Source organism: Marinicrinis lubricantis, assembly GCF_042658665.1.
Lineage (GTDB): Bacteria > Bacillota > Bacilli > Paenibacillales > KCTC-33676 > Marinicrinis > Marinicrinis lubricantis.
Genome location: NZ_JBHSQV010000034.1, coordinates 24444 through 51223 on the forward strand (window position 1 = coordinate 24444; position 26780 = coordinate 51223).

The 26780-nt window shown below is 47.2% G+C and carries 28 protein-coding genes and 1 other annotated feature; of the genes, 24 read left to right on the forward strand and 4 right to left on the reverse strand.

Annotated features, from left to right (window positions below):
• The first annotated feature begins 4 nt into the window (after positions 1–4).
• The 5 genes from ACFPXP_RS05730 to zapA all read left to right on the forward strand — a co-directional run bounded on the left by ACFPXP_RS05730 (position 5) and on the right by zapA (position 6387).
• Positions 5–1135, forward strand: coding sequence for a sensor histidine kinase (locus ACFPXP_RS05730; RefSeq protein WP_379893226.1), 1131 nt, complete (start codon positions 5–7; stop codon positions 1133–1135).
• Positions 1132–1734, forward strand: coding sequence for a response regulator transcription factor (locus ACFPXP_RS05735; protein WP_379893227.1), 603 nt, complete (start codon positions 1132–1134; stop codon positions 1732–1734). The genes ACFPXP_RS05730 and ACFPXP_RS05735 overlap by 4 nt, the downstream gene beginning before the upstream one ends.
• 73 nt (positions 1735–1807) lie before the next feature.
• Positions 1808–2066: a binding site (T-box leader), on the forward strand.
• A 74-nt stretch (positions 2067–2140) separates the two neighbouring features.
• The gene (pheS, locus tag ACFPXP_RS05740; RefSeq protein ID WP_379893228.1) at positions 2141–3175 is read left to right on the forward strand and encodes a phenylalanine--tRNA ligase subunit alpha; all 1035 of its coding nucleotides are present in this window, start codon (positions 2141–2143) and stop codon (positions 3173–3175) included.
• A gap of 27 nt (positions 3176–3202) precedes the next feature.
• The gene (gene pheT, locus ACFPXP_RS05745; RefSeq protein WP_379893229.1) at positions 3203–5641 is read left to right on the forward strand and encodes a phenylalanine--tRNA ligase subunit beta; all 2439 of its coding nucleotides are present in this window, start codon (positions 3203–3205) and stop codon (positions 5639–5641) included.
• A gap of 164 nt (positions 5642–5805) precedes the next feature.
• A complete protein-coding gene (gene zapA / locus ACFPXP_RS05750; protein ID WP_379893230.1) occupies positions 5806–6387 on the forward strand; it encodes a cell division protein ZapA in 582 nt (193 codons plus the stop codon).
• Positions 6388–6575: 188 nt separating this feature from the next.
• On the opposite strand, the gene ACFPXP_RS05755 is transcribed toward zapA, so the two are convergent.
• Positions 6576–6953 carry a cytochrome C oxidase subunit II gene (locus ACFPXP_RS05755; protein WP_379893231.1) on the reverse strand — a complete coding sequence of 126 codons (378 nt, stop codon included), beginning with the start codon at positions 6951–6953 and terminating at the stop codon, positions 6576–6578.
• Positions 6954–7201: 248 nt separating this feature from the next.
• Between ACFPXP_RS05755 and ACFPXP_RS05760 the strand changes: the two genes are divergently transcribed.
• Entirely contained in the window at positions 7202–8311 is a 1110-nt protein-coding gene (locus ACFPXP_RS05760) for a hypothetical protein (protein ID WP_379893232.1), read from the forward strand.
• A gap of 64 nt (positions 8312–8375) precedes the next feature.
• Here ACFPXP_RS05760 and ACFPXP_RS05765 read toward each other — a convergent pair whose 3' ends face one another.
• Positions 8376–8741, reverse strand: a complete 366-nt coding sequence (locus tag ACFPXP_RS05765; RefSeq protein WP_379893233.1) for a phage holin family protein — start codon at positions 8739–8741, stop codon at positions 8376–8378.
• Between the two features lie 157 nt (positions 8742–8898).
• Between ACFPXP_RS05765 and ACFPXP_RS05770 the strand changes: the two genes are divergently transcribed.
• From ACFPXP_RS05770 to ACFPXP_RS05845, 16 genes are all read left to right on the forward strand, one after another.
• On the forward strand, positions 8899–11259 hold the full coding sequence (locus ACFPXP_RS05770) for an endonuclease MutS2 (protein ID WP_379893234.1): 2361 nt from the start codon (positions 8899–8901) through the stop codon (positions 11257–11259).
• 55 nt (positions 11260–11314) lie between these two features.
• Positions 11315–11752 carry a DUF350 domain-containing protein gene (locus ACFPXP_RS05775; protein WP_379893235.1) on the forward strand — a complete coding sequence of 146 codons (438 nt, stop codon included), beginning with the start codon at positions 11315–11317 and terminating at the stop codon, positions 11750–11752.
• A gap of 122 nt (positions 11753–11874) precedes the next feature.
• A complete protein-coding gene (locus ACFPXP_RS05780; protein WP_379893236.1) occupies positions 11875–12363 on the forward strand; it encodes a hypothetical protein in 489 nt (162 codons plus the stop codon).
• A gap of 87 nt (positions 12364–12450) precedes the next feature.
• The gene (locus tag ACFPXP_RS05785) at positions 12451–13797 is read left to right on the forward strand and encodes an MFS transporter (RefSeq protein ID WP_379893237.1); all 1347 of its coding nucleotides are present in this window, start codon (positions 12451–12453) and stop codon (positions 13795–13797) included.
• A 157-nt stretch (positions 13798–13954) separates the two neighbouring features.
• Positions 13955–14446, forward strand: a complete 492-nt coding sequence (locus ACFPXP_RS05790) for an Lrp/AsnC family transcriptional regulator (RefSeq protein WP_379893238.1) — start codon at positions 13955–13957, stop codon at positions 14444–14446.
• A gap of 9 nt (positions 14447–14455) precedes the next feature.
• Positions 14456–15652, forward strand: coding sequence for an aminotransferase class I/II-fold pyridoxal phosphate-dependent enzyme (locus ACFPXP_RS05795; RefSeq protein ID WP_379893239.1), 1197 nt, complete (start codon positions 14456–14458; stop codon positions 15650–15652).
• A 307-nt stretch (positions 15653–15959) separates the two neighbouring features.
• Positions 15960–16076 carry an aspartyl-phosphate phosphatase Spo0E family protein gene (locus ACFPXP_RS05800; RefSeq protein ID WP_379893240.1) on the forward strand — a complete coding sequence of 39 codons (117 nt, stop codon included), beginning with the start codon at positions 15960–15962 and terminating at the stop codon, positions 16074–16076.
• 124 nt (positions 16077–16200) lie between these two features.
• Positions 16201–16761, forward strand: a complete 561-nt coding sequence (locus ACFPXP_RS05805) for a hypothetical protein (protein ID WP_379893241.1) — start codon at positions 16201–16203, stop codon at positions 16759–16761.
• Positions 16762–16817: 56 nt separating this feature from the next.
• Complete coding sequence (locus ACFPXP_RS05810) at positions 16818–17387, forward strand: cob(I)yrinic acid a,c-diamide adenosyltransferase (RefSeq protein ID WP_379893242.1); 570 nt, start codon at positions 16818–16820, stop codon at positions 17385–17387.
• On the forward strand, positions 17384–18304 hold the full coding sequence (locus ACFPXP_RS05815; protein WP_379893243.1) for an RluA family pseudouridine synthase: 921 nt from the start codon (positions 17384–17386) through the stop codon (positions 18302–18304). The genes ACFPXP_RS05810 and ACFPXP_RS05815 overlap by 4 nt, the downstream gene beginning before the upstream one ends.
• A 20-nt stretch (positions 18305–18324) precedes the next feature.
• Positions 18325–18681, forward strand: coding sequence for an arsenate reductase family protein (locus ACFPXP_RS05820; RefSeq protein ID WP_379893244.1), 357 nt, complete (start codon positions 18325–18327; stop codon positions 18679–18681).
• A 20-nt stretch (positions 18682–18701) separates the two neighbouring features.
• Positions 18702–19775 carry a site-2 protease family protein gene (locus ACFPXP_RS05825; protein ID WP_379893245.1) on the forward strand — a complete coding sequence of 358 codons (1074 nt, stop codon included), beginning with the start codon at positions 18702–18704 and terminating at the stop codon, positions 19773–19775.
• A 194-nt stretch (positions 19776–19969) separates the two neighbouring features.
• Positions 19970–20599: a chromate transporter gene (locus ACFPXP_RS05830; RefSeq protein WP_379893246.1), complete on the forward strand. Its 630-nt coding sequence runs from the start codon at positions 19970–19972 to the stop codon at positions 20597–20599.
• Between the two features lie 8 nt (positions 20600–20607).
• Positions 20608–21150: a chromate transporter gene (locus ACFPXP_RS05835; protein WP_379893247.1), complete on the forward strand. Its 543-nt coding sequence runs from the start codon at positions 20608–20610 to the stop codon at positions 21148–21150.
• An 81-nt stretch (positions 21151–21231) separates the two neighbouring features.
• Positions 21232–22434: an ROK family protein gene (locus tag ACFPXP_RS05840; RefSeq protein ID WP_379893248.1), complete on the forward strand. Its 1203-nt coding sequence runs from the start codon at positions 21232–21234 to the stop codon at positions 22432–22434.
• Between the two features lie 141 nt (positions 22435–22575).
• Positions 22576–23478: a 5'-3' exonuclease gene (locus tag ACFPXP_RS05845; RefSeq protein WP_379893249.1), complete on the forward strand. Its 903-nt coding sequence runs from the start codon at positions 22576–22578 to the stop codon at positions 23476–23478.
• A gap of 52 nt (positions 23479–23530) precedes the next feature.
• Here ACFPXP_RS05845 and ACFPXP_RS05850 read toward each other — a convergent pair whose 3' ends face one another.
• On the reverse strand, positions 23531–23815 hold the full coding sequence (locus ACFPXP_RS05850; protein WP_379893250.1) for a hypothetical protein: 285 nt from the start codon (positions 23813–23815) through the stop codon (positions 23531–23533).
• 216 nt (positions 23816–24031) lie between these two features.
• Between ACFPXP_RS05850 and ACFPXP_RS05855 the strand changes: the two genes are divergently transcribed.
• Complete coding sequence (locus ACFPXP_RS05855) at positions 24032–25081, forward strand: AbrB family transcriptional regulator (protein WP_379893251.1); 1050 nt, start codon at positions 24032–24034, stop codon at positions 25079–25081.
• A gap of 75 nt (positions 25082–25156) precedes the next feature.
• On the opposite strand, the gene ACFPXP_RS05860 is transcribed toward ACFPXP_RS05855, so the two are convergent.
• Positions 25157–25453 (reverse strand): DUF3055 domain-containing protein, encoded by a 297-nt coding sequence (locus tag ACFPXP_RS05860; RefSeq protein WP_379893252.1) that lies wholly within the window; start codon positions 25451–25453, stop codon positions 25157–25159.
• Between the two features lie 310 nt (positions 25454–25763).
• Between ACFPXP_RS05860 and ACFPXP_RS05865 the strand changes: the two genes are divergently transcribed.
• Positions 25764–26771, forward strand: a complete 1008-nt coding sequence (locus ACFPXP_RS05865; RefSeq protein WP_379893253.1) for an HRDC domain-containing protein — start codon at positions 25764–25766, stop codon at positions 26769–26771.
• Positions 26772–26780 lie beyond the last annotated feature (9 nt).

Here is a 26780-nt window from a genome sequence, read left to right on the forward strand (position 1 = left end):
GAAGGTGCGATCATTCAAGTTCCAGGTTTTTCCTGAACGGTTTGGATTTTTCCCTTTTATTTTTACGGTCTATCTGCTGATGCCAATCTATTACGTTCATCAAACCAGCGGGTGGAAAATGGCTTTCGGTTACGGACTTATTCTACTTTTCGCTGTGACCTATAGGCAGCTTTATTGGACGATGGACAGAAAGAGCTACTCGATATGGCTCGCCGTTCAGATGGGGATTATTGTGCTGATGTCCTTATTTTATGGTTTATATCATGTTTTCATGGGCTTCTTTCCTGCTCATTTTATCGGATGGTATAAGGAGAAAAAGTCGTTCTACCTAGCTCTTGGGGCATTCTTTTTGGTCATAGCCGTTCCATTGGCGTTCAGCCTAAATCAGATCGAGGCGTCAGACTTGTTCTTTACGTTTCCGTTTATCGTAATTATGCTGATGTCGCCGTTCGGCATTCGTTCGATGAACAGCCGGATGGAGCTGGAGCAAAAGCTGGAGGAAGCGAATGAGCATATTAAACAGCTGGTGAAACGGGAAGAGCGGATGCGGATTGCTAGGGATCTTCACGATACATTAGGCCATACGCTTTCGCTGATTACATTGAAAAGCCAATTGATAGGAAAGCTGGCAGTCAAAGACCCAGACCGAGCCGTGATGGAAGCCAAAGAAATCGAGAATACGTCACGGGCGGCATTAAAGCAGGTGAGGGAGCTTGTCTCCGATATGCGTGCGTTAAAATTGAACGATGCGATTCATGAGGCGAGAAGTATTCTGGAAGCCGCGGGGATCCGGTTTTATTTTGACGGCGATACCCGGTATACGAATATTTCCGATTTGAACCAAAATATTTTAAGCCTCTGCATAAAAGAAGCAGTGACGAACGTCGTCAAGCACAGCGGCGCTTCCCAGTGTGGGATTCGAATACGTTGCGACAGCAGCGAGCTGCACATTACGGTTCATGATAATGGACGCTGGAGCAAGAATTCCAGCGCTCAGCAAGGCAACGGCTTGAAGGGCATTTCCGAACGCTTGTCCCTGATTGAAGGCTTCGCTGAAGTAACGCATCAGGATGGAACGTTCGTACGGATGACCGCACCTGTTATCGTGAGGCAAAGTCAGGAAGGTGTTATATGATCAGAATCATCATAGCGGAGGATCAACGGATGCTGCGAGGGGCGCTGGGTCAGCTGCTTGATTTGGAGGACGACATGGAGGTTGTTGGGCAGGCATCGGACGGTATCGAAGCGCTTCGATTAATTGAAAGCGAAGTGCCCGACGTTTGCCTGCTTGATATCGAGATGCCTCGCAAGAGCGGCTTAGAGGTGGCAGAAGAGCTGAAGAGATCCGGATCGAAGTGTCGGGTCGTCATTTTAACGACCTTCGCTCGTCCAGGCTATTTCGAACGGGCCGTTGATGCCGGAGTATACGGCTATTTGCTGAAGGACGGCCCGATTGAGGAGCTGGCCGAAGCTATTCGCGATGTCATGACAGGCAAGCGCAGAGTTGCCGAAGAATTGATATTTGAAGTGAGAAAAGAAACAAATCCGCTGTCGGAACGGGAACGTGAAGTACTGAGGCTGGTCGCAGGCGGCAAGAGCATTAAGGAGATCGCAGCCGATCTGTATTTAAGTACGGGCACCGTACGCAATTATATGTCTGACATGATTTCCAAGCTTGAAGTGAAAAACCGAATTGAAGCGATCAATAAGGCGCAAAAGCATGGGTGGATATAATTTTTAACGATTGTACCTTGATCCGACTTGCATCGACGAGCGGAATTCAATATAATACACAGTAATCAATGTATCAAATGCATAGATGGAGAAAAGTAGACAGTGCTTCCCTACAGGGATCGGCCGCCGGAGACTGAGAGCGGCTGAAGCGGAATCAGGCTGTTGAAGTTCACTCCGGAGCAGTCCTCTGAAACCGTGGAATTAGACAACCGGCAAGTAGGAGGTACCGGCTGCAGACCGTTATCTGAATGAGTGAGAATGCGAAGCGCTGCTGCAGGCTGCGAACTTAGTATTCTAATTAGGGTGGTACCACGAGCTCCCACGTCCCTATGATGGACTTGGGAGTTTTTTTATTGTAAAGAACATGTGAAAACAGGAAACAGACCATGAACGAGGAGGTTCTTCCATGAAGGATAAACTGCTGGCATTACAAGACGAAGCGCTGAAGCTGCTGGAGCAGGCGGATTCTCTGAGTGCGTTGAATGATTTGCGAGTGAAATATTTAGGAAAGAAAGGTCCTTTGACCGAAATTTTAAGAGGTATGGGTGCACTCAGTGCGGAGGAAAGACCGGTGATCGGTCAGGTTGCGAATGAAGTACGGTCCGCGATTGAGAATGCCGTACAGAGCAAACAGGAAGCTTTGGAAGCAGCGGAAACGCAAAAACGGTTGATGTCTGAAACGATTGATGTCACGCTTCCTGGGCGTGCGCCAGGAAAAGGCGCGGTGCATCCGCTGAATAAGGTAATCGAGGAGATCGAAGATATTTTCCTGGGCATGGGCTTCAAGGTCGCGGAAGGTCCTGAGGTAGAACAGGACTATTACAATTTCGAAGCATTGAATTTGCCGCAAAATCACCCTGCGCGGGATATGCAGGATTCCTTCTATGTCACGGAGGAAATCTTGATGCGGACACATACGTCACCGGTACAGGTTCGTACGATGGAGTCCATGAAGGGCGAGGTGCCGGTCAAAATTATTTGTCCTGGCCGGGTATATCGTAGAGACGATGACGATGCGACCCACTCTCACATGTTTACCCAAATCGAAGGACTCGTCATCGACAAGCATATTCGCATGAGCGATTTAAAAGGGACTCTGCTCCAATTCGTACAGGAGATGTTCGGACCGGAAACGCGCATTCGGATGCGTCCAAGTTTCTTCCCGTTTACCGAGCCAAGCGCCGAGGTTGATGTGTCCTGCATGATGTGTAAAGGCAGCGGCTGCAGAGTATGCAAGCAGACGGGATGGCTTGAGATTCTAGGAAGCGGCATGGTGCATCCTCGCGTGCTGGAGATGTCCGGCTACGATCCGAAAGTATACAGCGGATTCGCTTTCGGTATGGGTGTCGAACGGATTGCGATGCTGAAGTATGGGATTGACGATATTCGTCATTTCTATACGAACGATATTCGTTTTCTCAAGCAGTTCGTGCATATTTAATGACAGGAATAAAGGAGTGAGACATAGATGAAGGTTTCCTACGAATGGTTATCTCAGTATATTGATTTGTCCGGCTACACCGCTGAGGAGCTTGCCGAGAAGCTCACTCGCAGCGGGATCGAGGTAGATATTGTTGAGCATCGGAATAAAGGCATCAGCGGCGTAACGGTAGGATATGTGAAATCAAAGGAGAAGCATCCCGATGCGGATAAACTGAATGTCTGTACGGTGGATGCAGGACAAGGACAAGATTTGCAAATTGTGTGCGGGGCGAAAAATGTGGACGCCGGCCAAAAGGTGCCTGTGGCACTTATCGGCGCAGTGCTTCCCGGTGATTTCAAAATTAAAAAGGCGAAGCTGAGAGGCGTTGAATCGCAGGGAATGATCTGCTCTGCCAAAGAGCTGGGCATGAACGACAAATTGCTGCCGAAAGAACAGCAGGAAGGCATCCTGGTGCTGCCGGAACAAACGGAAATCGGACAAGACATTTTGCCGGTGTTGGGTTTATCCGACGCTGTCATGGAGCTGGACTTAACGCCGAACCGCTCCGATTGCTTGAGCATGATCGGGACAGCTTACGAGATCGGTGCCATTCTAGGCAGAGAAGTGAAGCTGCCGGATAACGATGTTCCTGAGCAGGACGTTGCTGCATCACAGTACGTTAAGGTAAAGATCGATGCGCCTGGGCAATGCACTCATTATGCGGCCAGATACGTTGAAGAAGTGAAAATCGGCCCTTCGCCTTTATGGCTTCAAAATCGGCTCATGGGAGCAGGCATTCGACCCATTAATAATGTTGTCGACATTACGAACTATGTCATGTTGGAATACGGACAGCCGCTTCATGCGTTCGATGCGGATAAACTCGACAACGGTCAGATCGTTGTTCGTCAGGCGGAGCCAGGCGAGCAGATCGTTACATTGGACGGCCAGACCCGTTCTCTCGATGAGGAGATGCTTCTCATTACGGACGGCGTCAAGCCTATCGCGATTGCAGGTGTGATGGGTGGTGCCAATTCGGAAGTGACCGAAGCAACAACACGGATCGTTCTTGAATCGGCCAAATTCGCAGGAAGCTCCGTTCGCAAAACGTCCAGAAAGCTGGGACTTCGTTCGGAAGCAAGCCTTCGCTTCGAGAAAGAAGTGGATCCAGCCGGTGTTGTTCCGGCATTGAACAGAGCAGCTCAATTGCTTGCAGCCTATGCAAGCGGCCAGGTAGCCGGCGGGATCGTCGAGGAGATGAAGCTGGCTCCGGAGCCGGTGAAGATCGCTTTAAGTCTGGAGCGGGTGAACCACTATCTGGGAACGGAAATGAGCATGGATGATTTGAAGGAAGTATTCAGCCGGCTGCAGTTTGCTTTCGAAGCGGAAGGAACGACCTTGTTCATTACCGCTCCGACTCGCAGAGGAGATATTACGCGTGACGTTGATCTCATCGAGGAGGCAGCTCGTCTATATGGGTATGATCATATTCCGACCACGTTAATGACAGGAGTTACTACGCCGGGTTCGTTAACGAAGGATCAAAAAATCCGTCGTCTGATTCGGAGACAGCTCACAGAGAGTGGGCTTCACGAGGTCATTAACTATTCATTTACACATCCGGAATGGATCAATGAACTGCCGGGCGCTTATTCACCAAGCGTCCCCGTACAATTAGCCATGCCGATGAGCGAGGAGCGAAGTGTGCTGCGAACGAGCTTAATTCCACATTTGTTGGAAACGGCGCAGTACAATCGGAATCGCAGTTTGAATGACGTCGCCGTTTTCGAGATTGGCACGGTATTTGTGAGTGAAGAAGAGCGAATCAGTAAACTGCCGGAAGAGAAGCAGCTGCTGGCCGTGCTTTGGACCGGAAATAAGCAGCAGGCGCACTGGTCCGGTAAATCTGCCAAAGTGGATTTCTATGATTTGAAAGGCATTGCGGAGCAGTTGTTTGCTTATTTGGGTTTAGGTTCCTTGGTTCGTTTTGCACCATCTCAGTTCGAGGGATACCACCCTGGCAGGACCGCAGAGATTCAGCTTCACAGCGGAAGCGAATGGATCGAGATTGGGAGAATCGGTCAGCTGCATCCAGAACTTCAGCATCGGAAGGATTTGGATGATACGTATGCGATGGAGATGGAGCTGGCACAGGTTTACGAGATGGCCGATACGCAGATTTCCTATCGGATGCTGCCGAAGTTCCCAGCTATGACAAGAGATATCGCTGTCGTCGTTGAAGATGCTGTCCGAGTCGGTGATATGTTGAAGGAAATTGAACACCATGCCGGTGAACTTCTTGAGTCCCTGCAAGTATTCGATATTTTCAAAGGAGATCGGCTGGGCCAAGGCAAGAAAAGTGTAGCGCTCTCTTTAGTGTACCGCCATCATGAGCGGACGCTGACAGATGATGAGGTAACAGCCGTTCATCAGAAGGTCGTGGACAGATTGGAGCAATCTTTCGGGGCCGAACTTCGTAAGTAGCAGCAGGAAATAAGCCGAATTCATCGAATGTATTTTCATAGCCCGGTGAATTCGGCTTTATTGTGGAACCATACTACATGATGATCGGATGAGTAACCGCGGTGCAGCTGCAAGACCCTTGTCTGTTACAAATAAGGGGGAGAGGAATACTAGGAGGATTTACAATGAATTCCGAAGCAAAGACCAGAGTTACGGTTGATATATATGGGACGAATTATACCATCATGGGTGGATCGGATACGTCTGTAGAGCATATCAAACAAGTTGCAAAGCTGCTCGACGAGCAAATGAAACAAATTGCCCGGGCCAATCCGAAGCTGGATATGCCGAGAATCGCGGTACTGTCTGCAGTCAACGTCATGGACGATGCAATCAGAGCGAAGGAAGCGCTCAAACAAATGCAGCAGAAGCAGGAGATTAATCGGGAAATCCAATCGGAGGAAATCAATCAACTTCGGGAAGCGAACGCACGGCTGAAACAAGAACATTCCGAGATCAACCAGCAGTTGGAGCGTGAGCGTCAGCAGGTGCAGAGTGTTCGCGAGCAGCTGTCCCATTTGCAAAAAGAAGTCGATCAATTGAAAGAGGAAAAGCGTCAGACGGAGCTGCAGGTGAAGCAGCAGGAGCAGAAGAACGATTCCTTTGAGTCGGAATATCACAAGTTAAAAGAGGAATACGGCAAGCTGCAAACCGAATTTAATGAATGGCTTCGGCTGATGGAACAAGACCCGGAATCGAAGAAATAATCATCCTATGAATGAAATACGAAAGAAGCTCTCTAATTGGCGTAGGCCGGTGGAGAGTTTTTTTGTGGAAAGGCTGAGTTTCAATGTCGAGGGTCGTTTTGCCACAGGGAGAGGGGAATCGGAAACTTCCGGGATTTAAAAAGGCCATCCCTAGCGTATAAAATGCTGTCTAGGGATGGCCATGATTCTTATTGCACGATGAGTGTGGCCTTCATTTCACTATGGCCTGCTCCGCAAATGATATTGCATACAATTTCGTATTCACCAGCTTCGGTAATTTTGTACTGCTTTTTGTTATCTTTCTCCAGCTCAATGCCTAAGCCCTTTATTTTCACACCGTGATAGCCTTCCTGGCTGTCCAGAACGAAATCAATAGGTGTATCTTTGCTGATGGTATACGTTTCTTGATCGAACTGCCAGTTGGTCGCGATAATTTTTAGTTCAGTCGCGCCGGATTCATTCGTTTCTACCGCAGCATTGCTCGTATCCGAATCTCCGTTTCCACCGCATGCGGCTAAAGAGAACACTAAAGTAAAGGCGATGATAAGCCCCATCCATTTTTTCATTGGTTTGCCCCCCAAATTAGATTGAAAATGATATACCTTCGTACCAGAAACATCATAGCGCTTTTATTACGAAAAGTCTGTAGCAACTTCTTGAAGTCTTTCTTACATTTTGATGAATGTTTTAGTACGTGAGAGGCTCTTCCATATTTATATATTTTTCCTTAATTTGCTGGAGAGGGGAACAGGACGGGCGGGCTATAGCATAGTATACATTGGCCTATTAAAGAAGAAAAGGAGAGTCTACTCTCATGGAGAAAAAGCAAAGAAAAAAACAATTGAAGCCCGTTCAAACGGATTCCTCGAAGTTATTACACCGCAATGAAGAGCAGGCTGCTGAAGCGCCGTCTGTCAATCTACAGACACCGATGTACGAACTGCCGGCAGCTGAACAGCCAAATCCAAATGTGGGCATGATGCCGAATATGCCCGTGTATGAATCACCTGCAGGGATGATGCCGAATGTGCCTATGTTTGAAGCGCCTGCGTCTCATATGATGCCGAATGCGCCTATGTTTGAAGCGCCTGCGTCTCATATGATGCCGAATGCGCCTATGTTTGAAGCGCCTGCGTCCCATATGATGCCGAATGTGCCTATGTTTGAAGCACCTGTGTCCCATATGATGCCGATGCACCATGCCAATCCTAAGCCATATGAAGGTTGTCACCCGTGCCAGCAGCATGCGATGATGCATCCGCACATGACAATGCCGTTAAGTGTATTCCCAGGTGTAAACCCGGCACCTGTTCAAACGGCACCGATTATGCATGAACCAAACCCGAACCCGAATATAAATCCATACCCATCATTTGTTGCTCCTGCATCGATGAATCCAGCGCCAATGAATGCTTTACCACAGCAAGTGCTGCCGATAGCGAACGCGAACCATATGCCGCCTCAACTTGCTATGCCTTACTCTGGAAATGCTCCAGCGAATATGTATCCTCAATATACATCACCCATCACGAACATGCCGAATGAACCCGAATATACACTTCCATTGATGGAAAACAATAAACCGATGATGAGTTCCCCTTATGAGATTCCGCTTGAGAACGAAAATGCATACGAATTGCCATTCGCCAATGCTTTTCCACATACCGAAAATGTTGAACCGGATCAGGTATTGCCGCTGGCCGAGAACAATAAACCTAATCCAACGATGCCTGAAGTGACTTTTACAGAAGCATCGAAAAAAGTGAAGCCGTGGGTGGACCGCGGGATTGAGGAGAGTCATTCCGTGAGTTATCCTCAGGTTCTGACGGAAGTTTCGATGAAATCATACCTTACCGGAATCGGCTATGATGACGAAACGGTAGCAAATATCGTGGAAGCATGGAAAAAAGAAGACCGTTTTTAACGAGCTGACAGAAATACAATGAAGACACCGCGGTGTGCGGTGTCTTCAGCATTTTATTTCGTTATTAATCCCTTTTATCTTTGCCGCCAGCATAGTCAAACGGCGTTGCGACTGGAATGAACAAATCGATTATGCCAATCACTAGAGCGGCGAGTAAGGAGCCGATAATGCTGGCCTCAACATCTCCTACAATAAATTGAGCAAAATAAATGACCGCAGCGCTGATTAAAAAGCCGACCAAACCTCGGCCAAAAGGAGTCACCTTTTGACCAAATATGCCTTCAACAATCCAACCGATTGCGGCGATCACAAGAGCTAAAATTAAGGCGCTGACGAATCCACCTACCGAGAAACCCGGTACCAGGAAGCCAACGACCATTAATACAATAGCGGAAACAACGAACCGAACGACATGGCCCAAAATAGTCAAGTTCATCCCTCCTGTAGCAAGTATGTTTTTTAACGGTGTACTTCTCTTATCTTTTCCGGAACCAGCTTAAGTATGCATCTGAGCCATTTTAGTCTCGGCAGCATGGCGATTCCAATATGATTCCGCTATAATGTAAACAGCAAGGAGGTACGTGAATTTGGATACCAAAATATTTCATACCCTGGAATTTACGAAAATTCGATATAAATTAGCGGATCAAGCAGCCACTGCCTTAGGCAAGGAGGCAGCTGCCGTACTTACTCCTTCTTCTGAGCTTCCGGAAGTTACTCACCGGCTGCAGGCCACTTACGAGGCCAGTGAAGTCATTCGTTTGAAGGGGCCGGCCCCGTTTGGCGGTATTAAGAAGCTAAGCGCTTCTTTACAGCGAACGAAAGTCGGAGGTGTGCTGAATGCGCTTGAGCTCACCGACATCGGTAATACCGTTTACGGTACTAGGCGGTTAAAGCAGCATATCATGCAGGTTCACGAGAATCGTCCGCTCGATATTTTGGTTCGGCTTAGCGAACAGATTGAGGAATGCAGAGAGCTGGAGAGAGAAATTAAAGATTGCATCGACGACCAAGCGGAAGTAATGGATCAGGCTTCTCCCGAGCTTGCGCGCATTCGGCGAGAATTGCGGTCTGGGGAAAGCCGTATTCGGGAAAAATTGGAGCAGATGATTAAGTCTCCTTCGACACTCAAGAAGCTGCAGGAAGGTCTCGTCACCATTCGCAATGACCGTTATGTCATTCCCGTCAAGCAGGAATACCGTTCACATTTCGGCGGTATCGTTCATGATCAATCGGCTTCCGGCGCGACGCTGTTTATTGAACCAGAAGCGATCGTCACGATGAACAATAGGCTGAGAGAGCTGAAACTGCAGGAAGAAAGAGAAATCGAGAAAATTTTGACACGCTTATCAAGTCTCGTTGCGGAGCAGCACGATGCATTGGCTTTAAACCAAGATGTGGTAATGCAGCTAGATTTTCATTTTGCTAAAGCTGCATTAGCTTACGAGATGAAAGCATCGCTTCCGAAAATGAATCAGGATGGTTATATTCGGTTGAAAAAAGGAAGGCATCCACTGATTGATCCAAGCGTTGTCGTCCCGCTCGATATCGAGATCGGAAAGCAGTTTACTTCAGTGATTATTACCGGACCCAACACCGGAGGAAAAACCGTTACCTTGAAGACGCTAGGCCTGCTAAGCCTGATGGCGATGTCCGGCTTGTTCGTCCCTGCGGAGGACGGCAGTGAAATGTGCGTCTTTGATGGAGTGTATGCTGATATCGGTGACGAGCAGAGCATTGAGCAGAACTTGAGTACGTTTTCGAGCCATCTGACGAATATCATTCGAATCTTGAACGAAATGACGCCTAACAGCCTTGTCCTTCTTGATGAAGTAGGAGCTGGGACTGATCCCGCAGAGGGGTCGGCTTTGGCTATTTCTATCCTTGAGCATATTCATAGAACGGGATGTCGTCTTGTCGCTACGACGCATTACAGCGAGCTAAAGGCGTATGCGTACAATCGGGAAGGGGTTTTAAATGCGAGCATGGAGTTCGATGTTCAGTCCTTAAGCCCAACGTACCGACTTCTGCTCGGCATTCCAGGACGAAGCAACGCCTTTGCTATTGCGAAACGGTTAGGTCTCCACGCGTCGATCATTGAGAAGGCGCAGGGGCAAATAGGCGAAGAAGATCAGAAGGTGGACACCATGATCGCATCACTCGAGGCGAATCGGATTCGCGCGGAATCGGAACGTGATCAGGCGGAGCAGCTTCGTATCGAGGCTGACCGTCTACGTTCGGATCTTGAGCAGCAGCGCCAAAGGCTTGAGGAGCAAAAGGCCAAATTGATGGAAAAAGCGCAGCAGGAAGCGCAGCAGGCCGTTGCCAAAGCGAAGAAGGAAGCGGATGAGATCATTGCAGAGCTGAGGTCTCTAGCGATGGAGGAGCAGGCTTCCATCAAAGAACATAAGCTGATCGATGCCAAAACGCGGTTGGATCGGGCGGTTCCGTCGCTTCCAAAGTCGGCTCCAAGGAAAAAGGCAGCAGACACTGCAGAGGTAGAACCAGGTGATGAAGTGTATGTTCACAGCTTTGGACAGAAGGGACATGTCGTCGAGGAGTCCGGCAAGAATGAAGTGATCGTCCAGCTTGGTATTATGAAAATGAAAGTGAAGCGCAGCGATCTTGAGCTTGTGAAGAAGTCGGCCTCCGAGCAAAAACAGGTTCATGTGTCTCCGACCGTAAAGCGAAGCAAAGGGGAGCAGGTAAGTACGGAGCTCGACCTGCGCGGAGCGACGTTGGAAGAGGCGCTTATGGAAGTGGACCGTTTTATCGATGAAAGCTTACTGGCCAACTTAACGCAAATCTATATTATTCATGGCAAAGGAACCGGGGCCCTTCGTTCGGGTGTTCAAGAGTTTCTGAAGAAGCACAAGCATGTTGCGAACTTTAGATTAGGCAATTACGGGGAAGGCGGTACCGGCATCACTGTAGCGGAACTGAAATAAATTAGGCGCTGACCGGCCTGAGAAGATGATGTGTTTCCATGGGGAGGAGAAACCGATGGATCAAGAAATGTTAAGCAAGCAGCTGGACCAATTGCTGCAAAATACCTATATTGAAACATTGGCTTACTTTTCGGTAGCTGTACTTGCTTTAGTGTTGTTTTTAGCCTTGTTCGAATGGGTCACTCGCTACCGTGCATGGGATCAAATTAGGCAGGGAAACGTGGCCGTCGCCATGGCCGTCGGAGGTAAAATATTCGGAATTTGCAACATCTTTCGGTTTGCCATGCAAAATCGCGCGGGTTCCTTATATGATTCGTTCATATGGGCGGGGTTTGGCTTTCTGTTACTGTTAGCGGCATACTTTATTTTTGAGTTTTTAACGCCTGTGTTCAAAGTGGATGAACAATTGGAAAAAGGCAATCAAGCCGTGGGCCTAGTTTCCCTCGCGATTTCAGTTGCGTTGTCTTATGTCATTGGTGCAAGTATTCGATAAACACGTTTGGCCAAATGGGGTGAAACCGTATGAAATACTTATGGGGGACGCTGCTTGTATTTGCGGCACTGTTTATTATTTTTGGTCTGGTTTATTTTTTCAACGGATAGGAGGAAGGCGGCATGGAAAGGCAAATTTGCCCTTGGTGTGATAGTGAAATTGTATGGGATGAGGAAATCGGACCGGAGGAGACTTGTCCGTTTTGCGAAAACGAACTAAAGGGTTACCGAACGATTCAAGTCGGCCCGGATGATGAAGAGGAAACGGAAAAGGAAGCCTTTGGAACGGTGGACGAAGATGAAGCATTTGACGAGGAGACGCTGCAGCTGTTGGAGCAGCTGGAACATGGCGAAACCTCGGAACAGGTATATGAATTTGAGCAAAAGGTTGAACAATACATTCAGCAGCAGGAGGAAACGCTGCTATGCAGCAGTTGTCAGGGAGAGATGATTTTTACCGGTCAGCAGCATGTGGATACAGAGCATTTTCAGCCGATTCAAGGCAAAAACAGTTTCCTTTGCGCTCCTTTTACGCTCGATCTTCATGTATGTCCGCACTGTTTTGAAATAAAGACGGTTCTTTCTCGAGAAGATCGCTTGAAATGTTTGTAAGGTTTGGTTTGGGAACGATTGGGGAAGGTTAATGGAGGTCTAAGAATCATTTCGATGATATAGAACCTTCAAATGGAAAAGGTGAAAATGATGGCAACCGATTCCAAAAACAAAAAAACGTTTCCCCGTCTTACGATTCAACGTCATACGATGCCCGGGATTCCATATGCCGTTCGATCGAAAAAACAGGAGGAAAAGGAGCCTGGGAACAAAACAAAAGCGGCACTGGATCGTCAGTCCATTTTACTGTTAACGGTACAGGGGCTGCACGGGGCTGCAACGGCTCTTTCCATTCTATTCGTCAATGTGTTTATTTTTAAGCAAAGCAGAGACTTCGGGCTGATTGGCTGGTTTGCTCTTTTCCAGCATCTAGGCGGAACGCTGACTTTTTATTTCGCGGGTAAGTGGGTAAAGGAACACAATAAAATGATCACCTTGCGAATTGGCATATCGCTCTCCGCAGTGATGTACCTGGTCATCCTGTTTTTGGATGGACAGGCGGCTCGCTTTGCTTTACTGTTAGGCACACTGCAAGGTATTTCATCCGGATTGTTCTGGTTAGCTTTTAATGTGGTTTATTTCGAAATTACGGGACCGCACAACCGTGACCGTTTCAACGGCATTGCCGGTTTGCTGGGTTCCCTGTCTGGTATGCTTGCCCCATGGCTATCCGGTTTCATCATTGGACAGCTAGGTGATGGCAAGGGCTATCCGGTGATCTTCAGCACCTCGCTTGCTGTATTTATCGTCGCGGTCGTGTTCAGCTTCTTCTTGAAGAAACGGAAGGTGGACGGCAAGTACGAGTGGTTTTATGCGTTCAAGCATTTGGCCGATCATAAGAATCCATGGAGGAAGGCTTTTACCGGACTAGTGTTTCAAGGGATCCGCGAAGGGATCTTTTTCTTTCTTGTCGGCCTATTGGTGTATGAAGTGACGCAAAACGAATTTCGCCTCGGTACGTATTCCTTTATTACGTCCGCGGTGGGGCTGCTTAGTTTTTGGCTCATTGGGCGGTGGATGAAGCCAAAACGCAGACTGAAATTTATGCTGGTCGGCACCATTGCGCTGCTGGTCTTCATTTTGCCGTTTTTCGTACAGCTGAGCTATCCGACATTGCTGATCTTTGGAATCGGAACCTCTTTGTTCTTCCCTATGTTCGCGATACCGATGACATCTTCTGTCTTTGACTTAATCGGCAAGGATCAAAAAGCGGTAGAGCACAGGGTCGAGTATGTTGTGCTGAGAGAGACAGGGCTAAATGTTGGGCGCATACTGGGAAATTTGTTGTTTATCGCTTTTGTCACATGGATTGGAATCGAGCAGAGGATTCCATTTATCATTTTTCTCGTCGTCATCGGAAGCTCTCCGATTATCTCCTGGATTTTCATGCGCAAAATGGTCGGTGAACAGCGGGATGTGATGACGAATAAATAAAGTGCCGATGCGGCGAAAACAAGGACGAGCGTACTGTGTTGAATAGGAAACTGCCGACAGATCCCTCCGTTTGGCAGTTTTCTTTTTTGCAGACCTTCACAATTCGTTGTAATATAAAGTATAATGCATTAAACTACTGGGCGCGGAGGTGTCCCTCATGAATGATTTGAAGTTTAAGATATTGGAAATTATGAAGGAAGATGCGAGAAAAGGCATTGACGTACTGGCGGCCATGCTAGATGAATCAGAAGAAGCGATCCAAGCCGCTATTGAGGAAATGGAGCGAGATAAGGTCATCGTCAAATATGCGCCAATTATTAATTGGAGCAAGGTTGATTCTGATAAAGTGACAGCCTTGATCGAAGTGCAAATTACACCGGAACGCGGCAGAGGATTTGACGCGATCGCAGAGCGCATTTATTTATATCCGGAAGTGAAGGCGGTATATTTAATGTCCGGTGCTTACGATCTGCAGGTGGAAATTGAAGGGAAATCTCTGCGAGATGTAGCTTCCTTCGTATCGAATAAGTTATCTACATTAGACTCTGTGCTTTCCACCAAAACGCATTTCATTTTGAAGAAATACAAGCAGGATGGGTTTATCTTTGAGGACCATCAAGATGATCACCGAATGCTTGTGAGCCCGTAGGTGAATGAAATGACGACGCATAGAGAGCTGACCAAGAAAAGTATGCAGGATTACATTACTCCGTCGGTTCGGAATATTCCACCTTCCGGAATTCGGAGGTTTTTTGATTTAGTTAGTGGAAGCAAGGATATTATTTCACTCGGTGTCGGCGAGCCTGACTTTATTACACCGTGGCACGTTCGAGAGGCTTGTGTGTATTCTCTGGAGCAGGGCAAGACCGCCTATACGCCGAATGCCGGTTTGTTGGAGCTAAGAGAAGAGATTGGTAAGTATTTATACGAACAATTTCAGGTTCATTATGAGCCTTCCAATCAGATTTTGGTCACCGTAGGCGGCAGCGAAGCGATTGATTTGGCGCTGCGTACCTTGATATCACCTGGAGACGAAATTTTGGTGCCGGAGCCAAGCTATATTTCTTATTCACCGATCGGTACGATTACCGGCGGTACAGCTGTTCCGATTGAAACATTCGCAAAGGATCAATTCAAGCTGACGGCGGAATCGCTCGAAGCAGCCATTACACCGAAGTCCAAGGTCCTTATTCTTTGTTATCCAAGCAACCCTACGGGTGCGAAAATGTCTTATGAAGACTGGCTTCCGATTGCACAGCTTGTGGAAAAACACGATTTGATTGTCATTTCGGATGAAATCTATGCTGAGCTGACCTACGGTTCAAAGCATGTCAGCTTTGCATCGCTTCCAGGCATGAAGGATCGGACCATCTTGGTGAGCGGCTTTTCGAAGGCGTTCGCGATGACAGGATGGCGGATGGGATATGCATGCGGTCATCCAGATCTCATTGCCGCCATGCTGAAAATTCACCAATATACGGTCATGTGCGCACCAGTTATGGGACAAATTGCCGCTCTAGAGGCGCTGCGCAACGGAATGGAAGAAATGGGGAAAATGATGGAATCCTATAACCAGAGAAGAAGATTGGTTGTCAAAGGATTCCGGGAGATCGGTCTCGATTGTCATGAACCACAGGGAGCATTTTATGCATTCCCTTCGATTCAAAAGACCGGACTCAGCTCCGAACAATTTGCCCAACAATTGCTGAAGGAAGGCAAAGTGGCGGTTGTTCCCGGACACGTGTTCGGTCTAGGCGGGGAAGGTTTCGTTCGCTGTTCTTATGCGACATCCGTAAATCAGTTGACGGAAGCCATTGATCGGATTGGAAAATTTGTCAAGCCTATATTAAATTGATGGATCGGTTCATCCGAAATTACGCGAAACGCGGATTCGGTATTCAGATGCTGGACAACACAATCAGATTATCTTATAATGCAATTGAATAACTTTACAATTGTTAACAGATTATCCTTTGTTTGTTTTGTTCATCATATGGTAAAGGAGGGGCCGATCTGATCGCAATAGATAATCATCGTTTCATTCATTACTTGGAATCGATCATGGATGAGCGCAGTCGTTATAAAACGAGTGATACCCCTTCAATATCTCGAACTTCCAGCACAGTCATGACACTGGAGGAAGAGATTATCTCCGAACTAAGATGGAGCAAGCCGTGAACGAACAAAAATCGTTTACTTCAGAAATCGTCATTCAACTCAGCTGTATGTTGGATCGTAAAATTAACGAATATATGCGTATCAAAAGAGGCCGGGATTAATTCACCCGCCTCTTTTGCTGTTTCATTTGATCATCGTACGTAATATATTTTCACTTGCTTAGGGAATTTGCTATGATAATAGGGTATAGCTTCAGATACAGGAAAAGGGTGCGAGGTGGGGAGAGTGAAAAAAGGATTATTGTTGATTATCGTTCTGCTGCTTGCGATCACTGCAGGCTGCGGAGGGGATGGTGACAATGCGGATGTCAAGATTAGTATTTACCCAAGGGGCGGACAGCCCGAAGACTTTGCGCAAAATTTGCAGGATGTACTCCAAAAGGAACCGGCTTTGGATGGAATATCGATTTCCGTTTGGGGAAACAGCCTGTATAATGCGAGCAAACTGATGGTTGATATGGCCGCTTCCGATTACAGCATTTATATTCTAAGTAAAGATGATTTTGTCAATTATATGCGCCAAGGCGGGGGCATTGAGCTGGAGGAATGGTACAGTCCCGACGATTATCCAAGCGGTGTTGTGGAGCTCGTGGACTTTGGTAAAGGGAATGAGATCATATATACCGGAGAGAAACATCTGTATGGTCTACCCGTAAACAACAGCCGGGCTGTTAAAGAAGCGGGCTTTGAACCGCAAGAGGAATGGTTCGCAGTGATTCACCCGGGTGCTGATGATATGGAGAAGACGAGAAAAGTGCTGGATGTGCTGGCTCAGCCTTCTTCTTAATGGATCGGAGCCCCATTAGAAATGGAATGAAATGCACCTTTTAAGGAGCGATGGGTATGAAAATCTATACGCGAACTGGTGATGAAGGAAAAACATCGGTGATCGGCGGCAGAGTGTTTAAAGATGATGTGAGAGTAGAAGCATACGGAACGATCGATGAGTTGAACAGCTTCGTGGGTTCATCGGTGAGTCTAATGGAAGATGCGATGTTCTCCGATATGAAAAAGGATTTGACCGAAATACAGCACGAGCTGTTCGATTGTGGTTCGGATCTTTCAGCCCTGAAGCCAGGTCCGAAGGGGTATAAGGTAAATGCCATAATGGTTGAAAGATTGGAACAGTGGATTGATCGTTATGATCAGGAAACGAAAGATTTGACACGGTTTATATTGCCGGGAGGAACTCTCCTTTCTTCTTCCCTGCACATATGCCGTACCGTATGCCGGAGAGCGGAACGAAGAGTTGTCACGTTGGCTGCACAGGCGGATATCAATGAACATGTCAGAACGTATGTCAATCGTTTATCTGATTTGTTCTTTACCCTGGCGAGAGTTTCGAACCAAAGGTTGGGCGAGCCGGATGTTGAATATGTGCGCAGTGCAGAGGTGTTTAAGAATAGACCATGACAATGACGTATTATGAACCACTCCAGTATACGATAACGGAAGCAGAAGATGGATGGTATTTGCGAACCGTCCTGCGCAGCCGAATGAACTTGTCTAGAAAATTAGTGTCGAGATTGAAATTCACGGAAGAAGGAATTACGGTCAACGGCAAAAGGGCCTTTACCAGCATGATCGTGCACCAAGGGGATTTGGTGGAGGTTCGGATGGAGCAAGAATCATCCGACGATATTCTCCCTCAACCGATTCCCATTGATATCATATTCGAGGATGAGCACCTGCTGATCGTGAACAAGCCTGCGGGTTTAATTGTTCATCCTACATTGGGCCATTATCAGAATACACTGGCTAATGGAGTCGTACACTACTGGCAGAGCAAAGGAGTCAAGTTTCGTTTTCGCCCTATTCATCGTCTTGATCAGGAGACATCGGGCGTCATGTGTATCGCAAAAAATCCTTTTGTACAGCAGCGGATTTTCGAACAGAAGGACCGTGTGCTTAAGGAGTACCAGGCAATTGTTATCGGTCATCCTGATCCGAGCGAGGGAGTCATTGACGCTCCGATCGATCGGGATCCAGAAAACCCCCATTATCGTATGGTCATTAAAGAAGGGTACCCTGCGAGAACTCACTATCAGGTGCTCGAAACGTATCAAGAAGCATCAAAGGTCAGGCTTAGGTTAGAAACTGGGCGAACGCATCAGATCAGAGTACATATGACGTTTAAAGGCCACCCTCTCATCGGTGACAGTCGTTATGGAGATGAAGCAGTGAATGCGCGATATCCAATAGGAAGGCAGGCATTACATGCAGCCAAACTTGGATTTGCTCATCCTGTTACTGGCGAGGAGATGGTGTTCGAAGCACCGTTCCCGGAAGATATGCTGATTCTGGAGCAAGAGTTAAGACGTACAATATAAAGAGATTGAGGGTTGCATCTATGAAATTAACAATATACCACTATCCGCAGTGCGGGACGTGCCGCAGCGCGATCAAATGGCTTGAACAGAGGGGACATGAGCTTGAAAAAAAACATATTGTTGAGCAGACGCCTACGAAAGAAGAGTTAAAGGGATATTTGAAATCCGGCGTCGAACTGAAGAAGCTGTTTAATACCGCTGGCCAGGTGTATCGTGAGATGGACTTGAAAAATCAACTGCCGGATATGACCGAAGAAGAACAGTTGGAACTGCTGTCTTCCAACGGAATGCTGCTGAAAAGACCGATCGTAACGGATGGTAAGAAGGTGACGGTAGGCTTCAAAGAGGACGTATATCAGCAGCAGTGGGGGGCGTAATCTCGGAAGGGAGGATATGCATGCCTCAACCTGAGAAACGAAAAAACTGGTGGATCTTCGGGGCGGTTGCGATATTTATTGCCACGAAGCTGAAGTCGATATTGGCGCTGCTCAAGACGGCCAAGTTCGCCGGACCGCTGATCAGTATGCTGATTACGATCGGCACTTATGCCATTTGGTATCCGTTAGGTTTTTCTATTGGTTTAGTCACGATGATATTCATTCACGAAATGGGGCATTTGATCGCGGCGAAGCTTAAAGGTCTTCCGGTCAGTGCACCGTATTTCATCCCATTCATTGGTGCCTTCATTGCACTTAAGAAGCATCCTCGGGACGCTGCAACCGAAGCCTATGTTGCATACGGAGGTCCGCTATTAGGTACAGCAGGTGCTGTCTGTACATTACTGATCGGGATATGGATAGAGGATCCGCTGTGGCTGGTCATCGCCAACATCGGATTTTTTCTTAATCTGATCAATTTAATCCCGGTCCATCCATTAGATGGAGGACGAATTTCGACAGCAGTGACACGTTGGCTGTGGCTGATTGGTCTTGTTTTAGGCTTAGGACTGGCGATATATTTAAATAGCTTTATATTTATTTTGATCTGGGCTTTGTTTGCCTGGGAGCTGCTTCAAAAATATGTGTTGAAGAAAGATCGCAAGAGGAAGGAACGATTTTCAACGCGGTGCGAGGTGCCCTTGGATTCGCTCGCCATGTGGGGGGATTCACTTCCCGGTGAATACCACCGACGAGAGCTGGAATTCACGACGTACTCCACTTTGGATGGCGAGCAGCTGCTGGAGGTATGTTGGGAAGCGATGAATATACGTGAAGTGATTCATATTCCGCAGCAGTCGATCATTCATCGTGTTGAAACGAGCGGCGTGATTCAAGTTCCAGCAGAACAGCCGACATATGCTGAAATCAAAATAAATATAGAATTAGTACAGTTTGAGAATGACAAGTATTACGATGTCCCGTCGATGGTTCGCCTAAAGTTCGGAGCTGCTTATGCGGGATTAGCTGTATTTTTAGGTTATATGCTGTATTACACACAAAACAGCTCGTATTATCCCATTGTGGGTTCATAATCCTCGACAAATTTCCCGGGAAATGGGATGTATCGCTGGAGACGGTCTGAATGAACAGACTGTCTTTTTCTATTCTTATAAAGATCAATTGAAATCAATCAAATATCCATAATCTTTTGCCCAAAATGAAAAGAAGTTGTTTTATAATGATATAGAAGAACAGGAATGAATGACGGATTAAGAGGGGTCGCAGCATGGATTCAAACAGGAAATGGCTTGTTTTGTTTCAATTGTTTCTATCGTTTCTGAAAATCGGTCCGATAAGTTTTGGGGGCGGATATTCGGTCATGCCATTGATCGAAAGAGAAGTCGTCAAGCGGAGAGGATGGATGAAGGAAGAAGAGATGGGTGAAGTATTTGTGGTCGCTCAAACCGTACCCGGTGCAATTGCCATCAACTCTGCGGCATTTATCGGATATCGATTGAGCGGTGTGTTGGGGGCCATAGCAGCTGCATTGGGAATGTTGGTTCCAACGTTTGTGATTGTGATGGCGCTGAGCATATTTTATATCCAATTTGAGCATATCGCCGCGGTTCAGGCCGCATTTAAGGGAATCGGTGCATCTGTCGTCGCCATGATTACGTTCGCGGCTTACCGAATGAGCAGAACCTCCTTTCTAGATAAAACGACAATCGGTATTGCTGCATTGGCTGTACTATGTTTGCTTTGGCTGCACGTACATCCGATATTTGTCATTGCCGGAGGGTGTGTGCTCGGTATGATCACGGTGAAAATTCGGGACAAAGCCGGCAGATACACAAGGTTGGAAAATGAAGAATTACAATATAAATCGCACGACTATTTCATCGGGGACGGCATTTAGGAGGCATTATGATCTTTCTTCAGTTATTTGTTGCTTTCCTGTTGATCGGATTTTTCTCCTTTGGAGGGGGATATGCTATGATACCGATCATAGAGGAAGAAGTCGTCGAACGATTTCATTGGATGAGCGCCAATGAGTTTACGGAGGTTATCGCCGTAGCCGGAATGGCACCAGGTCCTGTAGCGACGAACAGTGCTGTATTTATCGGATATCATACAGCGGGACTTCCGGGTGCGATTATTGCAGCCTTCGCGATGACGCTGCCTTCGTTGCTCTTAGTGATCTCGATCAGTATGTTCTTGTACCGGTACATTAGGTACAGATCGGTCAAGTGCGCCTTTTATGGATTAAGGCCGGTCATTACCGGTTTTATTATTTATGCTGCACTCAGCTTTGCCATGAGAAGCGGTATGATCGGTTCGGCAAGTTTAGAACAGATAGGGCTGATTGCGATATTTGCCGGCTCGCTGTTTCTCTTAATGAAATATCGGCTGCATCCGCTAGCTGTGATCGGACTTTCCGGGGTGGCAGGAATTGTGATTTACTTGTAGAAATGATATTTAATCAAAGGCTATGCAGTAGCTGCGGCCTTTTTATTTTGTTTCAGAACAATAAAGGATTGAGGAATGGTCATGATTCAGATCGAACAGCGGATACCAAATCCGAAAAGCAAGCAGATCTATGGCTTGCTGAGAAAGCAGGGTGTCGTTTCTAAGCTGCAGCTGTTGGAACAAAGCGGTCTGACGGGATCGACACTGACCCGAGTGCTGGATGAATTACTTTCCGAAGGCTGGATTGAAGAAGTAGGTTTCGGTGAATCGACCGGAGGCAGAAGACCTATTTTATACCGCACTTCTCCCCGCAAAGGATATGCATTCGGTCTGGATATTTCTCGTATTCACTCTAAGCTTGTACTGTGTGACCTGCATTTTAATAAATACGATACGTACACCTGGGCGATGACCGCTTCGATGACGCCGGAACGATTTGAAGAAAATGTCGTCGGTGCCGTAGAACATATGTTAAGCAAACATCATATTTCCCGTTCAGAGCTGCTGGGACTTGGCATTGGTGCGGTCGGTCCATTAGATCAAAGCAGGGGGATCATTTTAGAGCCATTGTATTTCCCAGCTGGAGGATGGTCTCAGGTACCCATAGTCGATGTACTGCGCAAGGCGCTTCAATTTCCGGTCTTATTAGACAATGGAGCCAATGCGGCACTGCTTGCCGAGTATTGGTGCAATTCTGGGCACAAGGCAAAGCATATGCTGTATGTGCATGTCGGGACCGGTCTTCGCTTTTCTGTGCTCTCGGATGATCATATTATTTATGGCGCCGTCAATCGTGAGGATTCCATCGGTCAGATGATCATTCAGAGCGACGGCATATCGCCCCGCGATCCGAAAGGCAATTACGGATGTCTCGAATCGTACGCATCGATTTATGCGATTGAGAGGCAGGCGCGCAGTAAAATGAAGCAGGGGCGTAAAAGCGTTATGAGTGAATGGGTCAATCGCCTGGAGCAGCTACATTTTGCTCATATTATAGAGGCTTTGAAATTGGAAGATTCGCTTGCTAAGGAGCTTGTCACCGAAGCGGGTGTTTATTTTGGTATCGGTCTTGCCAATTTGATTAACATTCTGCATCCGGAACGGGTTATATTAGGCGGTCCGCTCGTCACTCGTCATGACCTTTTTTTCGAAACCGCCGCGGAGACCGCACAGCAGAAGATTTATGATCCTGTCGATTATGAGGTGGAATTCAGCCGCAGTATGCTTGGAGACGAAGGGCTGGCAACCGGAGGTGCGGTGCTTGTGGTGAATCAGCTTACCTAATCTAAGGGAGAAAGCCTGCACAATTCATGTGAAGGTGTTGGAAGATCATACTTGTATTCGGATTCCCCTCGAAGCAACTAAGTATGGTACACTTGTACGGTTGAATAGATCGTTGCATTTGAAATGGAAAGGATGAATAGGATGACGATTCCCCAGGAGAAGCAGCAGCCGTCTTTACTGATCATTGATAGTTTCGCGCTGTTGTTTAGAGGATTTTTCTCGATGGCGATGACCGGCAATTATATGCGTACCTCTTATGGTCTATGTACGAATGGTATTTATCAATTTACGAAATATATGCTGCACGCGGTAGAGACATTCCAGCCGACCCATGTAGTATGTGCTTTTGATATGGGATCGCAGACATTTCGCAATGAAATGTACGATTTATATAAAGCGAATCGGGATGCTCCTCCGGAAGAGCTCGTACCGCAATTTGACAAGCTGCGTGATCTAGTCGAAGCATTCGATATTCCCTGTGTTGGGGTAAAAGGATACGAGGCGGACGATGTAATCGGCACGTTGGCAGCGCGTTTTTCGAAGCAGGGAGTGCCTGTGAACATTTTGACCGGAGACGGCGATACGCTTCAGCTCATTGATGAGCATGTTCAGGTCACATTGATGAAAAAAGGCTTTGGCAACTATGAGACGATTCATCTGGGTAACCTTGAGGAGATTCGAGGCTTGAAGCATCCATTTCAAGTGGTAGAAATGAAGGCGCTGATGGGAGATACTGCGGATAATATACCGGGTTGTCCGAACGTCGGTCCTAAAACCGCATTAAAGCTGATCGATGCATATGAAACCGTAGACGGAGTTTATGCGCATTTGGATGAGATCAAAGGAAAGCTGAAGGAACGTCTGACTCAGCATAAGGAGCAAATTTACTTATCTCGGCAGCTGGCAACGATCGTTAGGGATGTTCCGGTTGACTGTGAACTAGAGGAATGTCGATACGAAATTAATAAACCGAAGCTTCTGAGAACGTTGGAGGAGTTCGAGTTTAAGTCCTTGATTCGTACAATCGAAAAACAAGTGATCTAGAGATAGAAGCCATCTCATACATGTAAGTATGGATGGCTTTTTTTCTGGATTTTTAAACGTCCTGACTTCCATTCTCATCATATTCCGTATTCGTATCGTGCGAGGGAGGATATTGCCTTGGCAGGTCGGCGTGAAGCTGGCGGTTTTCGTAGCTATAACTGTTCGGCGGTCGTTGATCCTCTCGCCAGGGTGTACTTTTGCCTAAAGATTCAACAGGAAGGCTGGAGCCGTAAGGTCCTTCTGGAAATTCTTCTGCAATCAGATCATTACGCTGTGATTCCACGCTAGAAACATCGGTATAGTCACTTCTTCGTTCCTCCATAAATTCGTCTGCCATGATTCTACATCCTCTCCTTTCATCCTCTTGCGCTGCTAAGTCGGGCCATACCGTTTGATATGATCCTGCTGTGCTTTCATTTTCAATGCAGGGAAAATCGATACTGTTTCGTTATTTTGCGGTAAGCCCTGTTCGTTTATGTGTTACAATCATGGAAGTAAAGGGAAAATATGAGCCCCAGTAAGAGGGCGATCGGATGGAAGTGGTAAAAGAAAGATGTGGACACAGCTCGGACTATACACGATGGCGGTACTGGGAGGTTGGCTGTTTCACTCGATACATTTTCCGCTGCCTTGGATATTAGGGCCGCTGAGCGTGCTGCTTACGGTGAAGGCGTGGAAGAAAAAGCAGCCGAAGCTTCCGTCTTTGTTCAGGAATACGGCTTATGTTGCTTTAGGCTGCCATTTTGGACTTTCTCTAAGCTTAGGAACGTTTCAGAAAACAGCTCCGCTTTTGCTGCCCTATATGGCATGTTTGCTGCTGTTGATTGCAGCCGCTGCAGGGATGGGGGCGGTACTCGCACGAATGATGCGTGAAAAACCAATAACGGGTGTATTAGGGGCAGTACCCGGAGGATTAGCGGAGATGGTAGCTGCAAGTGAAAATTTGAAAGCCAATACATCGCAGATCGCGTTAATGCATACGGTGAGACTGCTGGCGGTTGTGTTTACGGTTCCTTCGGTGATATCCTGGTGGTTCGTGGCAGATTTTCAGGGCGTTCATTCGCAAACAGCCGCAGTGGATGGAGCGTGGTATACGATCCTTGGATACGTGATTGCCGGTTTGCTTGGCTGGCTGATGAACCGCTGGCTGCCTGTTGCTTTTATTATCGTGCCCATGCTTGTTGTCGCTGCGGGGGGGGCTGTAGGAATCGATTGGTTAGTCCTTCCCGAGCAAATCATCTTCGCGTCGCAGCTTGTCATTGGGATTCACCTGACACGGACGACCTCAATCGAGGATATTGTGAAAGGGGCGAAATATTTAGGATGGTACATCCTGCTTTCACTCCTTGTCATCGCTGCATCATTTGGGCTTGGCATCTTATTCTCCTACATGACCCATATTCCTGTTCAGACCGCCATCTTGTGTTTCGCACCGGGAGGATTACCGGAAATGGTCATTACAGGCACGGCTGTAGGTGGAGATCCGGAACTGATTACGGCATTTCAATTTGTAAGGCTGCTCACCATTATTATTGGCGTTCCTTTGGGTCTCAAATGGCTGCAGCATAGAGGCATGGTGCGGGGAGAAGTAACGGCTTCGTAGGGGCTGATGGAGCAAAGAATCTGAAACTGACGTTGCTATTCAATGAAATGAAACGCTCTGCTTACCACCGTGATCTTACAAATCACTGAAATGGACGGGGCCTACGACGAGAAGGAGAAACTGGTACAGCTCGTTTGCTTCGTCCTCCTTAAGCTGGTATACGTGCTGAAGATATCCTTCCTCCTCCAGATCATCAGGACCAAGGATGGCTGTGCGCCCAGACTGAAGATCTGTGACGAGCTTTTTACCGTAAAAACGATCTGTCGTCGTAATGGCCAAGTCAAAACGGTGCAGGCTCTCTTCACCGATAAAGCAAACAAATCGTGTTGAGGTTTGCTCAGTGGAATCGGATAAGAAATCAAATTGGGACATATGTGTGCACTCCTTGCAGCAGGTCTTTTTTAAGGATTAAAGATGAATGAGAACATTTCTTTCCTAAGAAAGGATAAAAGGATTTTACTGTGCAACTTGAGAAATCGGTCATTCTGAAACATATACGATCGAATTTTTTTTATTCTAGATACATTATAACCGCAGCAAGCATGAAATGGGGGATTGAAATTTTGAGCGGATACAGGTATAATATAGCTTGAATTATACATAGGGGAAGCACCTCTCTTGCTGAACAAGCAAGGGGGGTGCTTTTTTTTATCCCTTAATCATGTAAAGGAGTGTTTGCGCCATGCAGCTGTTGTTTTTAATGACGTTTGAAAAGAAAGGATTGGACGGCACCGCATATCCTGCCCAACTGTCAGTTTCCGAAGAAAAAGGAAAGCTGACGGTGACATGGACGGAACAAGAACATCAAAAGCGGGCATTGCAGGAGCAGTGGTATGAAGGAAGCGACATGGAGGAAATGGAATACAGCATGAAATGCGGGACAGCTGCTAAACTGCTTGCTGGATATCAGGCTTGGGTGAGCAGCTTTATGCCGAAGGAGCTGCTTTCTACGACACCATCGGATCCATCCATGGATTTAATTGATTATTATTGTGAGAATGAACATGATTCATCGTACTACAGCAAGCTTGTTGAGTGGCGAAGAGCGAAAGCAAAGGAAAAGGGGATGTCGCCGTTCTTTATCGCTTCCAATCGCCTGTTAAAGCGGCTGTGCACGTTTTTTCCGCGCACTCAGGAACAATTCCTGCTTATTCCAGGATTCGGTTTGGGCAAGTGGAACCAATATGGACAGGAGCTGGCTGAGATTTTGGCAGAAAGTGATACGGAAGAAACCCGTTTTCCTCTGGATTGGATCGTAGGTTCTATAGATTTAGACGCCTATCGGAGCTGGCAGCTGAATCAAAGGATACAGCAATGGCAGCAGGAAAGAGAGAGGTTAACTGGACACAAAAAGCTGCTTCTTGGCATTCAGCAGCTTCTTCCGCTGGAGCAAATTGCGTCTCTCTTATCATGCACGGAAAGTGAGGCCGTGAAGCAGGTCGAAAAGCTTTCAAAAGAGGGTTATGATATCACACCGTGGGCGGAGAAACAGCTGGAGCAGCTGGACAATAAAGAAAAAGAAAAGATTGTGAAAGCTTTCAAGCGGCACGGGACGCGATTTTTGAAGCCTGTATTGACACAAGTCTACACCGAAGAGGAGCAATCCAGCAGAGGATTGGATGCGCTGTATACGATCATTCGCTTATTGCGAATGGTATATCTAAGCGAGGGAGAAGAGGCTGCGGTGTAGCCTGATGCT